The 12636-nt window shown below is 61.4% G+C and carries 10 protein-coding genes; 5 read left to right on the forward strand and 5 right to left on the reverse strand.

Annotation, left to right across the window (positions count from 1 at the left end; translation table 11 throughout):
- Positions 1-76: 76 nt before the first annotated feature.
- From DK261_RS16715 to DK261_RS16725, 3 genes are all read left to right on the forward strand, one after another.
- A complete protein-coding gene (locus DK261_RS16715; RefSeq protein WP_110176030.1) occupies positions 77-1036 on the forward strand; it encodes a fimbrial protein in 960 nt (319 codons plus the stop codon).
- A 314-nt stretch (positions 1037-1350) separates the two neighbouring features.
- Positions 1351-4227 (forward strand): ATP-binding protein, encoded by a 2877-nt coding sequence (locus DK261_RS16720; protein ID WP_110176031.1) that lies wholly within the window; start codon positions 1351-1353, stop codon positions 4225-4227.
- Positions 4228-4591: 364 nt separating this feature from the next.
- The gene (locus DK261_RS16725; RefSeq protein WP_110176032.1) at positions 4592-5413 is read left to right on the forward strand and encodes an alpha/beta hydrolase; all 822 of its coding nucleotides are present in this window, start codon (positions 4592-4594) and stop codon (positions 5411-5413) included.
- Positions 5414-5490: 77 nt separating this feature from the next.
- Here the strand turns inward: DK261_RS16725 and DK261_RS16730 are convergent, their stop codons facing one another.
- From DK261_RS16730 to DK261_RS16740, 3 genes are all read right to left on the reverse strand, one after another.
- On the reverse strand, positions 5491-6129 hold the full coding sequence (locus tag DK261_RS16730) for a LysE family translocator (RefSeq protein ID WP_016702183.1): 639 nt from the start codon (positions 6127-6129) through the stop codon (positions 5491-5493).
- A gap of 1 nt (position 6130) precedes the next feature.
- Positions 6131-6901: a 2OG-Fe(II) oxygenase gene (locus DK261_RS16735; RefSeq protein ID WP_009047808.1), complete on the reverse strand. Its 771-nt coding sequence runs from the start codon at positions 6899-6901 to the stop codon at positions 6131-6133.
- A gap of 101 nt (positions 6902-7002) precedes the next feature.
- Entirely contained in the window at positions 7003-7629 is a 627-nt protein-coding gene (locus DK261_RS16740; RefSeq protein WP_009047809.1) for a hypothetical protein, read from the reverse strand.
- A gap of 91 nt (positions 7630-7720) precedes the next feature.
- Here DK261_RS16740 and DK261_RS16745 point away from each other — a divergent pair, with 91 nt between their 5' ends.
- On the forward strand, positions 7721-8704 hold the full coding sequence (locus tag DK261_RS16745; RefSeq protein WP_009047810.1) for a LysR family transcriptional regulator: 984 nt from the start codon (positions 7721-7723) through the stop codon (positions 8702-8704).
- Between the two features lie 76 nt (positions 8705-8780).
- On the opposite strand, the gene DK261_RS16750 is transcribed toward DK261_RS16745, so the two are convergent.
- Both DK261_RS16750 and DK261_RS16755 read right to left on the reverse strand, forming a co-directional pair.
- Positions 8781-9188 (reverse strand): PA2817 family protein, encoded by a 408-nt coding sequence (locus DK261_RS16750; protein ID WP_007931642.1) that lies wholly within the window; start codon positions 9186-9188, stop codon positions 8781-8783.
- Positions 9189-9272: 84 nt separating this feature from the next.
- Positions 9273-11720, reverse strand: a complete 2448-nt coding sequence (locus tag DK261_RS16755) for an acyl-CoA dehydrogenase (RefSeq protein ID WP_101282015.1) — start codon at positions 11718-11720, stop codon at positions 9273-9275.
- Positions 11721-11965: 245 nt separating this feature from the next.
- On the opposite strand from DK261_RS16755, the gene DK261_RS16760 reads away from it, so the two are divergent.
- Positions 11966-12625, forward strand: coding sequence for a transglutaminase family protein (locus tag DK261_RS16760; protein WP_038580923.1), 660 nt, complete (start codon positions 11966-11968; stop codon positions 12623-12625).
- The last annotated feature ends 11 nt before the right edge of the window (positions 12626-12636 follow it).

Here is a 12636-nt window from a genome sequence, read left to right on the forward strand (position 1 = left end):
TTTCTTGCTACTTCTTTTGGCCATCATCGATTTGTACTCGGACACTTAACGGGGCGTGGGAAGGAATTCTATTTATATGCGAAAACTGGTACTTGTCTTGATGTTTTTATCCGGTCTGTTTGTTCGGGAGGCGTTTGCAATTTGTACGTATCCGGATATCCCGCGAGCGCTGGACATCGTTTTACCCTCTCAGGCCGCCATTAAGGAAGCTCCTATTGGAGGGGAACTTGCCAGGCATGAGGTGAGGCTCTGGAGTGGTTCTTTTACGTGCTCTGATGATTACCAGGAGCTCACTATCCGCATCAGTACTGCACTGAAACCATCGGCGATACCTAAGGTTTATGAAACAGGTGTCAAAGGCCTTGGCGTTCAATTCTGTTTGAACTGGTGGGGTTCTTTGGTGTGTCCTTTCTATAGCCAGGGGCTTCATAACTTGGGAGGTAAGGCGCTCCCTTCGTATCTAGTAACGAGGATCATCCGCACGGGCCGCGATGTAGAGTCAGGAAAAAGTGTACCCATGGCGTTCACCATAGATTGGGTAGCCGGAGGTGCTGCCCTTCAGGTCAAAGGGCAAGGCACTACCGAACTGGTCAACGATGTGTATTTTTCCGGATGCGAGTCGGTGGGCGCGGCGGTCAATGTGCAGATGGGTAAACAAACCATCCAGCACATCAAGAATGGTAGCGCCAGGGAGGTGCCGTTCAACTTCGATGTGCGCTGTAGCGGGTTGACGTCTGGTGCAAAAGTCCCGGTGAAAGTCTACTTCGAAGGCACCTCCCAGGCCGACGGCATGCTCAAGCTTTCCAATCTGGGCCAGTCCGGTGTCGCATCGGGGGTGGGAATTTCCCTGGTCAACGACAAGGGCGTCAAGTTGCCGTTCGACATCGCCCGATCCGTCGCTCTCGACTGGAACAGGGATGCTGCCGATGGCTCCATTTACCGATTCTCCGGCAAAGCCAAGTACGCTCCGACAGGGGACGAGATGAAACCGGGCAAAGGCGATGCGACCATGAGCTTCGTTATCAACTACAACTGATTGATTGGCGGCGGGCACAAATCCTTTTGCTCGCCGACCTGTTCCCAGCCCGGCCGGATCTCTGTCGCCAGCCCGCTGTTATCCAGCTTTTCCGAGCGCGCCAGAGAGCAAATGGAAGGCCGCTCAAGAGAGGTTCTCGCCGCTGATTTCACAACAGCCGGCGCCCGGCTAGAATACCGACGGATCACTCTTGATCCATCCCCTATTTGCCACAGATCAAAGCGTCACTTTCCATAAGAGGGTGATGCTGTTGTTCGTGGGGCAATGGCCCGCTTACTCCGGTTGCCGGGGTTCGAATTCCAGGAAGGTATTCCATGATTCCAGCGTGCTGTCGGATTGTCGTTCTCTGCCTGTTACTTGCTCCATCGCCGCTACTGCTCGCGCAGGAATCAGACATCTCGCTTATCGCAAGGGTGGCAGTGACCAGCCGACCATGGCTGAGCGAAGCAGACCGCCAGTGGCTGGCAAGCAGAGGTCCGCTCACGATCGGCGTGGCACTGCCCGACTACCCGCCGCTGGGCATGCTCGACGTCAATCGCTTTCAGGGAATCACCGCGGACTATCTGGCCTTGCTGTTCGAAATCCCCCCTCACGTCCGTCTGTTTGCTTCCCGGCAGGCGGCGTTGACCGCGTTGCACAATGGCGAGATCGACCTGGTCGGCGGCGGCTCCGCGGTGGATGCCGAGGACCACGGCCTGCTACTGACCCAGGCCTATGAACCGAACCAACCCGTGCTGGTAACAGCCGAGAGCCACCCCTTCGACCCAGAGAAAACCGGCACCCGGCTCGGCGTATTTGCCGGCTATCGTGCCGAGGAAAAAGTCTCCGCCGCTTATCCGAACAGCCAGGTCCTGCCCTTTGTCTCGCCGCTGCGCGCGCTCGAGGCATTGAGCCTGGGTGAGGTCGATGGGGTGATCGACGATGCGGTGTCGGCTCACTACCTGATCAACATCAACTACCTGCTGGACCTGCATATCGAAAACTTCGCTCCGGTGGAAAGCCGTGGTTTCGGTTTCCTGGTGCGCGCTTCCGATACGCGATTGCATGGCGTGATCGAACGCGCCTTGCCGTCCATACGCTCGCGGCATAGCGAAAAGATCCTGCGTAACTGGAGTGCGGGGAGCAGCCTGCGCCTGACCCAGCAGCGCGTGAAACTGACGCCCGCCGAGAACCGTTGGCTGGCGGCACACCCGGAAATCCCGGTGAGCGTCAGTGACTCTCTCGGAGCATTGGGGCAACTGGACAGCGGTGGGCAGGTACGGGGTATCGGCCCCGATTACCTCAAGTTGATCAGCCAGCGAAGCGGCCTGACGTTTCGCCCTGTCCGGGCGCAGAACTATACCGAGATGAAGGCGCAGATAACCCAGGGCCAGACCCTGATGACCTCGGTCACCTCGGCAGATCCTGATACCGAGGCGGATATGGATATCCTCCTTCCTTATCTGAGAAGCTCGGTCGTGCTGATGGCCGGACCACGATCCGCACGCACCCAGGGCAGCCCTTTTCATAGCCTTGAAGACCTGCAAGGCAAGCGCCTGGCCAGCGTCCCCGGCTACTTCATCAACCCGATCATCCAGCAGGACTATCCAGATATCCGGCTACAGATCTATCCCAACTTTTTGGAGGCCATGCGCAGTGTCGATGACGGACGTAGCGACGCGTTCATCGGCAGTGACTACACCGGCCGTTTCCTGTCCGCGCAGCGTTTCAACAATCGCTTGCGGGTGATCGGCATTCTCGACGAGTTCTCCCGGCCGGTCAGCCTTGGGGTGCTGAAGGGGCAGGAAGAGTTGCGCAGCATCCTGGAGAAGGCTCAGGTCGCCATTACCCCGGAGGAGGTGGCGGACATCGTGGCGCATTGGGAACCTCGTATTTCTACCACCGGCAGCCATTTCTGGCGTGATCACCGCAGTAATATCCTGCGGCTCGGCGGTGTATTCGGCTTGCTGGTCCTGCTGTCGCTGATCTGGGGTTTCTACCTGACCCGCCAGGTGCGCAAGACTCGCCAGGCCGAAGGCGAGCTGGCGCTGGCGCGGGAGAAGGCCGAAGCAGCCAACGAGGCCAAGAGCGTGTTCCTGTCCACCATGAGCCATGAGATCCGAACCCCGCTGAACGCCATCATCGGCCTGCAGGAAGTGGTGCAGCAGAAGGCCGAACGGGGCGAGCTGGACCAGGCTTCGCTGGCGATCGCGCAAGAGGCCGCGCAGGGGCTGCTGTTGCTGCTCGGCAATGTGCTCGACCTGACCCGGATCGAGTCCGGCATGATCGATTCCGCACCGGAGCCGGTGCAGCTCAAGGCGCAGATTGAAGCTATCGCGCCCCTGGTGGTCGGCATGGCGCGGCAGAAGCACCTGGCGTTCGAGATGCAGTTCACGGGCGACATGGAGCAATGGGTGCTGATCGATCCGCTGCATTTGAAACAGGTGCTGTTCAACCTGTTGAGCAACGCCATCAAGTTCACCGAGCGGGGCAGGGTGACGCTGCATGCCTCGGGCCGCCGGGAGGCAGAGCATCTGCACCTGGTGCTGGAGGTGATCGACAGCGGTATCGGTATCTCGGAGGAGGATCAGGCCAGGTTGTTCCAGCCATTCTCCCAGGTCGGCTCGGCCCAGGCCGGGCAAACCTTTGGCAGCGGCCTGGGGCTGAATATCACCCGGCAATTGGTCGAACTCATGGGCGGCAGCATCGTCCTGAGCAGCGAGCCGGATATCGGCTCCTGCTTCAGCGTGACCCTGCAACTGCCCCTGGTCGAGGCGCCTGCCGAAGCCGCGGCAGAAGTGCCACAAGCGATCACGGAGGCGCTTTCGCTGAACATCCTCGTCGCCGAAGACAATGCGTTCAGCCGGCTGACGCTGGAAGAGCAATTGCTGGTCCTGGGGCATCGCGTGACGCTGGTCGAGGATGGGCAGGCGGCCTGGGAAGCCTGGCTGGCTGCCGAGTACGACGTGTTGATCACCGACAGCCAGATGCCGCGCCTGGGCGGCTATGACTTGACCCTGCGCATCCGCCAGAAGGAGCGCGAGGAGGGGCGCAGGCGCTGCTGGATCCTTGGTGCGACCGCCAGCGCCGAGGATGCGGAAACCCAGCGCTGCCTGTCCGCCGGGATGGACGATGTGGTGTTCAAGCCCCTGACGCAGCAGGTGCTGCGACAGGCGCTGGAGAATACTCAACGCGATCCTGCGCGGGCTTGAGCACGACGAACTGATTACTAGGAAAGCATTCCGACAATCCCATCACGAACGATGGCGGCGCTGGTTGAGCTCGCCCAGCGCCGCCCGTTCGCTCAAGGTGGTTGGTAAGAAAAATCCTATAAGTTTTAAGAATCGACTGATTTACGTCTGACATGGGCTCCACTCACTCTTTAACGCATTCGCGCCGCGTTCTGCCCACCTTCCTGCCTACAACCCCCACCACGCGTGGCACTCCTCGCACAGAGAGCAGCCGTGGACAGCGAAGCCGATCCCCTGAAGTCACCCTGGCCAATACGGATAAGTCCGAACGAACCGCAGATCGCTGGCCAAGCCCTTTCAAACATTCCTTCCACCGGAGATGACAATGACCCTTCTCTATCGCGACATGAATCAAGCCCAACTCGATGCGGCGTACAACAATACGCAAGCGGTGCCGGATTTCCCCGGTATCTACGCCGCCTTGCAGGCGCGTAGCGCCAGTTTCTATGCCTCTGCGGCCGGTCGCCTCAACCTGCCTTACGGCACGGCGCCTCGACAGCGTTATGACTGGCTGCCTTGTGGAAAAGCCGACGCCCCGACGCTCATCTTCATCCATGGCGGGTATTGGCAGAATTGCAGCAAGGAAGACTTTGCATTCATCGCCGCCGGGCCCCTGGCGGCGGGGTTCAACGTCGTCCTGGCCGAATACACGCTTGCGCCGCAAGCCTCGATGACCCAGATCGTCAGCGAGATTGGCAGCCTGCTCGAGCATCTCCAGGCCGACGCCGATCAGCTGGGGATCGCAGGGCACAAGGTGGTCTTGAGCGGGCACTCGGCAGGCGGACACCTGGCGCTGCAGTTCCGCTCGCACCCATGGGTGACCGATGTCCTGGCCATCAGCGCACTGGTCGACCTGGAACCCATCAGCCTGTCGTGGCTGAACGAGAAGCTGAGTCTCTCGGAGGCGGAAATCGATGCGTATAGCCCGCTGTATCATATCGACAAGGGCGCGAATACATGGGTCGCGGTAGGCGCCGACGAGCTGTCGGAACTGGTCCGCCAGTCGGATGAATACGCCAAGCAGGCCTTGGCTCGAGGAGAGTCTGTGCAGCTGATTCACGTGCCGGGCTGCACGCACTTTTCAGTACTGGATGAAATGGCAAAACCGCAGGGAGCCCTGCTTCAGGCCCTGTCATCCATCCGTTGACCGTGGATCTGCACTGAGCAAAGTCTGGATCAAGCCGCCAGTTGCCGGCGGCTCGATCGAGCAGGGCGTTGGGAGGCTTACATCGACAGGATCAGGCGCCCGGCGAACAGAATCAGGATCACCCCCATGGTCCGTTCGAACCAATGGCCCATGCGCATGAACAGCAAGCGCACCCGCGGGCTGGAAAAGAACAGCGCGACGATCACGAACCACAGCGCGTTCACGCAACACATCCACACGCCGTAGAGCGCCTGCACCTTGAGGGGCGTGGTGGCGCTGATCACCGTGGTGAAAATCGCCAGGAAGAACAGCGTGGCCTTGGGGTTGGTGGCGTTGGTCAGAAAGCCGGTCATGAAGGCCTTGGGCAAAGTCTGCCGCTGTGCTTGATCATTACCCGCATCGCTGCCTTCGATCGAAGTCTTGGGCTTGCTGCGCAGCAGGCTGACTCCGAGATAAAGAATGTAGGCACCGCCCACCACCTTGGCCACACTCAGCAGCCATGGCGTGGTGTGCATCAGCGCACCGACCCCCAGCAGGGTGTACAGCACATGCACGGAAATCCCCGCGCCGATGCCGATGGCCGTGCACAGCCCGACCACCCGGCCAAAGCGCACGCTCTGGCGGATGGTCACGGCAAAGTCGGGCCCGGGAGCCACCACGGCGAGAAAGTGGATGGTCGCCAGGGCCAGGAATTCGCCTAGATAGTTGGAAAGCATTTCAACTCCAGAAGGTCAGGGGGGACGAGCTGCCGCGATAGCCGACAAAAAAGGAAAGGCTCAGGCGCGGGTTGGCCACCCCCGGGGTGACGGCGTGCATGCGCCTTGAATTGAACATGATGAAATCCCCGGGCTCCGGGCGGACTTCCAGCGAGGGTGTGCCGAGCAGGGTGGGATCGATGCCGTAGCTGTCGCCGCGCATCTCGTCGAACTGGTCGGGTGAAATATCGTGATTCCACATCTGCAGGGCGCCGCCGGCCTCGGGCATGTTCAGATAGAGGTTGCAGGCGAACTGCGCTTCCAGGCTGTGGGCCTGGAAGCTGTCGGGGGCGTCCTTGGCGAAAATGTCGTGATGGGCGAGGAAGCACACGCCGGGCTTCACCACCCGGGACAGGCCGACGTACATCTTGCGCCCGTACAGGTTTTCCAGGTGGGCGCCAGCGGGCCAGGACTCGTCGAGCATGCAGCGCAGGGTGTCGACAGGAGAGGCGTAGGGCGCGCAGCGCGAACGCAGTTCGTCGATGTTGGCGGTGGCGCGCTCGAAATAGTCCTCGATCAGCAGCGGCTGGTTTTCCGCTTCGTAAAACGCCATGCCGATACGGCCGATGCTGGGAGCGTTGATGTAGCCCTCGAAGCCGGGAGCGAGAATCTTGTCGCCCAGCTGGATCGCCTGGGCGTGCGGCAGGAAGTTCTTGATGCGCAGGGCGAGCACTTGTTCCTGGGCCAGTTTTTTTATGCACGTCTCATCGAGACGCTCGACGTCAAGCATCATCTGCAGATCCCTCTATCCGATAGTCGTCGAACCCGCGCACGCGGGTTTCCCCTGTGTCAGGCGATGCGTCGCGTGATGTGCAAGGCGACACCGCCGATGAATCAGTCCACGTGGTAGTGAACTGAAAGCATTCCTTTCTTTTGCGAGAGGGAGGCGATAGTGACGTTGCCCAATTCCTTCAGGCGCTTCACGTGGGTACCACCGCAACCATAGGCGGGAAGCTCGCCAAAACCGATTTCCCGCGAACCTTCACGCAGCGAGACCAGGCGCGGCAGGTCGGCGGCAATCCAGTGATCGATGCCATTCTGCAGGCTGTCGACGTCGAGTTCCTGCGGACTGTCGCCGGGCTTGAAGGACACGCGGCCCTCGCCAGGCCAGTGATGGGCCTTGACCGGGACCCAGCCGCGGGTTTCGCCGAAATGGCCGATCAGGTGCCCGGCCGAGTGCATGCGGGTATTGAACTGGCGGCGCTGTTCATCGACCTGGACCTGGACCATGCCCGGTTGCACCGGCTGGCTGACGTAATGAACGATCCGCTCGGGTTCCTGGACCACGCGCAATACCTGGCTTTCGCCGATCCAGCCGGTATCGCAGGGTTGGCCGCCGCCTTGGGGATGAAAAATCGTGGCACGCAGGACCACCGCGAATTCGTTGTCCTGCGGGGTGCATTCGAGCACTTCAACGTTGGCCTTGAGTTCATCATTATGAAAAAAGAGGCGAAGCGTCATATTCCGTGCCCTTATTAAAATGTCTTTTTTAATTATATGGTGCGGCGGAATTGCGTGATAATCCGTTCAAACCTCAAAGGACTGTTGTGCTGTGAGCATAAATCTCCCCCTTCCGCTGCTGGGTGAAATGGCGATTTTCGTCAAGGTCGTCGAGGTCGGCAGCTTCTCCGAAGCCGCGCGCCAGCTGGGCTCTTCACCGTCGGCGGTGAGCCGCAGCATTTCCCGGCTGGAGAAGGCGCTGGCAATTCGCCTGCTGCAACGCACCACGCGCAAGTTGCGCTTGAGCGAAGGGGGCGAGGAGGTGTTCAAGCGTTGCAGCGAGATGGTCAGCGCCGCCAAGTCGGTGATGGAAATCAGCGGTCAATTCACCCATGAGGCCGAAGGGCTGGTGCGGGTCAGCGTGCCCAAGGCGGTGGGGCGTTTTGTCGTGCATCCCTATATGCCCGAGTTTCTGCGACGCTATCCCAAGGTCGATGTCGAGCTGTTGCTGGAAGATCGCAACATCGACCTGATCGACGATAACGTCGACCTGGCCATCCGCATCACCGATCGACCGCCGGCGGGGCTGGTCGGGCGCCAGTTGCTGACCATCGACCATATGCTGTGCGCCACGCCGCAGTACCTGGCCGAGCACGGGACGCCGAGCCATCCCCACGACCTGCTCAACCACAGCTGCATTTACCTGGGCGAAACCCCCAGCGATGCGCGCTGGAAGTTCAAGAAGGGCAGCAAGTCGGTGACCGTCGGCGTGCGCGGGCGTTATGCGGCCAATCACACCGGGGTAAGGCTGGGAGCAGTGCTGGAGCATATTGGCATCGGCAGCTTGCCGTACTTCACCGCGCGGCATGCCCTGGAGCAGGGCTTGCTGGTGCAGGTACTGCCGGACTGGACGTTTCTCGCCTCCTACCATGGCGGCGCCTGGTTGCTGCATTCGCCGACCCGTTACCTGCCGCCGAAGCTGCGGGTATTCATCGATTACCTGGTGGAGTGCCTGGCCAAGGAGCCGACCTTGAGTCGGCAGGGCAAGCAGGAAGCCAAAGGCTACGAACAGCCCGAAGGCGATGGCGCCGGCTGAGCCAGCCGCTCATGGGCAGAAAAACAAAAGGCCCGCCGGTTCAACCGTGCGGGCCTTTGGAGTGTCCGGGCCGGACTCAGTGCTTGCTGTCCTGGGCGGAGAGCGCCAGCAGCTGCTTTTCCTGGTTCCAGTCGAACGGTTCATCGTTCTGCTCGGCCTCGTAGCGGCGTTCTTCAAGCGCCTGGTACAGGTCGATTTCTTCGTCGGGCATGTAGTGCAGGCAATCCCCGGCGAAGAACCACAGCAGGTCGCGCGGTACCAGATGGGCGACCTGTGGATAACGCTGCATCACCTGGCACAGCAGGTCCTGGCCCAGGTACTGGCTTTCGATCGGGTCGATCGGCAGCGAGGCGCGCAGTTCGTCGAAGCGTTCCAGGAACAAGGCATGGCTTTCTTCGGGAACCTGCTCGGCTTCACCCACGGCGACCAGGATACTGCGCAAATGGTCGAGCAGGACGAGGTGATCGGCGACGACGTTGGACATGACATGAGTCCTCAACAGCAAAACGGGCGCGGGAGTATATAGCTCCCGCGCCCGGTTTCATAATCCGCCTGACGGTCTTGCGCCTTAGCGGGTTTTCCCTTCGCTCAGGGTCAGCTCTTCCTTGGCAAAGTCATCGACGTCGATGACTTTGCGGCGGGCGGCTTCAGCCTCGCGCAGGGTCTGGGCTTCCACCGGTTGCAATACGCCGGCTTCCAGCGCGGCGTCGATGGCATGTTCGCCGGCGACCGGTTTGACCTGGCCGCTTTTCAGCGCCTCGTGCAGTTTTTTCTGCAGAGGATGGCTGGCGCTCAACAAGTCGAAGGCCTGTTGCAGGGCGCCGACCGGGTCCTCTGCCGATTGTGGGCGGTAGCAGCCAGCCAGCAGTTCTTCCAGGGTCGGGTCGCCCTTGGCCCGGCCGATGATCGCGGCGACCTCGGCATCCAGTTCATCGGACGGGCCTTTGTGACGGCGGCCGAACGGGAAGACCACCACCCGCAGCAGGCAGCCCAGCACCCGGTTCGGGAAGTTCTCGAGCAGTTCGTCCAGCGCCCGTTCCGACTGGCCGAGGCTTTCTTCCATGGCCCAGGTGAACAGTGGTTGCAGATGCTCCGGCGAATCCAGGTCGTGGTAGCGCTTGAGGGCGGCGGAGGCCAGGTACATATGGCTGAGCACATCGCCGAGGCGTGCCGACAGGCGTTCGCGACGTTTCAGTTCGCCACCCAGCAGCATCATGCTCAGGTCGGCCAGCATGGCGAAGGCCGCGGCCTGGCGATTGAGGGCTCGGAAATAACCCTGGCTGAGCTTGTCCCCCGGCGCTTGTTCCAAGTGCCCCAGGCCCAGGTTCAGCACCAAGGTGCTGGCCGCATTGCTCACGGCAAAGCCGATGTGCTTGAGCAGCAGGCCGTCGAATTCGACCAGCGCCTGATCGTGGTCTTCGCGCCCGGCCAGGGCCATTTCCTTGAGCACGAACGGATGGCAGCGAATGGCGCCCTGGCCGAAGATCATCAGGTTGCGCGAGAGGATGTTCGCGCCCTCCACGGTGATGAAGATCGGAGCGCCTTGCCAGCTGCGGCCCAGGTAGTTGTTCGGGCCCATGATGATGGCCTTGCCGCCGTGCACGTCCATGGCGTGGCTGATGCACTCGCGGCCGCGTTCGGTCAGGTGGTACTTGAGAATCGCCGACAGCACCGAGGGTTTTTCCCCCAGGTCGACGGCATTGGCCGTGAGCATGCGCGCGCTGTCCATCAGCCAGGCGTTGCCACCGATGCGGGCCAGGGCTTCCTGGATGCCTTCGAAGGCGTTGAGCGGGACGTTGAACTGCTCACGCACCTGGGCATATTGGCCGGTCACCAGGCTGGTGAACTTGGCCGCGCCGGTGCCGACGGCCGGCAGGGAAATGGAGCGGCCGACCGACAGGCAGTTCATCAGCATCATCCAGCCTTTGCCGAGCATTTCCTGGCCGCCGATAAGGAAGTCCAGGGGGATGAACACGTCCTTGCCGGAGTTCGGGCCGTTCATGAAGGCGGCGCCGAGCGGCAGGTGGCGGCGGCCGATTTCCACGCCGGGGGTGTCGGTCGGAATCAGCGCCAGGCTGATCCCCAAGTCTTCATCCTCGCCCAGCAGGTGGTCCGGGTCGTAGGCCTTGAAGGCGAGGCCGAGGAGGGTGGCGACCGGGCCCAGGGTGATGTAGCGCTTTTCCCAGTTCAGGCGCAGGCCGATGGTTTCCTCGCCTTGCCATTGGCCTTTGCAGATCACCCCGGTATCGGGCATGGCGCCAGCGTCGGAACCGGCCAGCGGGCCGGTGAGGGCGAAGCACGGGATATCGTCGCCACGGGCCAGCCGCGGCAGGTAGTGGTTACGCTGTTCGTCGGTGCCGTAATGCAGCAGCAATTCGGCCGGGCCGAGGGAGTTGGGGACCATCACGGTGGACGCCAGGTCGCCGCTGCGGGTTGCCAGTTTCATCGCCACTTGCGAGTGGGCATAGGCGGAGAAACCCTTGCCGCCGAACTCCTTGGGAATGATCAGGGCAAAGAAGCCGTGTTGCTTGATGTGCTCCCAGGCCGCGGGCGGCAGGTCCATGGACTGGCCGATCTGCCAGTCGCTGACCATGGCGCACAGTTCTTCGGTGGGGCCGTCGATGAAGGCCTGTTCCTCTTCGCTCAGTTGCGCTTTCGGGTAGGCCAGCAGTTTGTTCCAGTCCGGACGGCCGCTGAACAGTTCACCGTCCCACCAGACCGTGCCGGCATCGATGGCGTCGCGTTCGGTTTGCGACATCGGCGGCAGGACTTTCTGGAACCAGCTGAACAGCGGGGCGCTGAAGTACTTGCGGCGCAGGTCGGGCAGTAGCAAGGGCGCCGCCACCGCGGCCAGCAATACCCAGAAGATCAGCAGCAACCAGCCCGGTGCATGGCTGAAGGCGCCCATGGCCAGTAGGTAGACGGCCACCACGCCCAGGGCGGGCAGGGGGGCGATGCGGCGGTGGGCCAGGTAGGCAATACCGACCAGCAGAACCAGTATCCACAACAACAGCATATTTAATCCTCCGTGAAGCCAGGGGCAAAATCACCCAAAGAGCTTAGTCGGCATCCGACAAAAGGGGTGACAGGGCAGTGCGCTTGAAGCGGTAAGAAGAAGCGGACGCAGCGCGTCAGGCATCGGGTCAGCAGCTTGTCGATCTTGTCAGGCTCGAAGCGGCAGCCTCTGATGTTTGGCCGAAACGTCGTTATCGCTGGGATGAGGCCGTCGTTAGACTCGAGACTTCACTCGGAGATATCTCCATGCACGAGTACTTGAGTCCCAGCCGCTTCATCGATAGTGACCATCCCGCGGTGGTGGAGTTCGCGGAAACTCATCGTGGCCCCAGCAGCGATCCGCTGGAGCAGGCGGTGAGCCTCTATTACGCGGTGCGCGAGGCCGTGCGCTACAACCCCTACACCTTCAGTCGCGACCCCGAGACCCTGCGTGGCAGCCATGCCCTGGCCGCGGGCGAAAGTTACTGCGTGCCCAAGGCCACCCTGCTTGCCGGTTGCGCGCGGCATTGCGGGATCGCCGCGCGGATCGGCCTGGCGGACGTGCGCAATCACCTGTCGACCCCGCGTTTGCTGGAATTGCTGCGCAGTGACGTGTTTGCCATGCACGGTTATACCGAGCTGTACCTGCAAGGGCGCTGGGTCAAGGCCACGCCGGCGTTCAACCGGAAACTCTGCGAGATGTACGATGTGGCGCCACTGGAGTTCGATGGCCGCCACGACAGCGTATTCCACCCCTTCAACCGCCAGGGCGAGCAGATGATGGAGTACGTGCTGGACCACGGACAATTCGCCGATGTCCCCGAGACCTTCTTCTTCAAACACCTGGAAACCTGTTATCCGCACCTGTTCGGCGAGCAGATGCCGATGCTGCTGGGCGACATGCAGAGTGATTTGAGTCAGGTCTGATCCGGCGTAGA

The sequence above is a fragment of the Pseudomonas sp. RW409 genome, from assembly GCF_003184125.1.
GTDB lineage: Bacteria > Pseudomonadota > Gammaproteobacteria > Pseudomonadales > Pseudomonadaceae > Aquipseudomonas > Aquipseudomonas chlororaphis_I.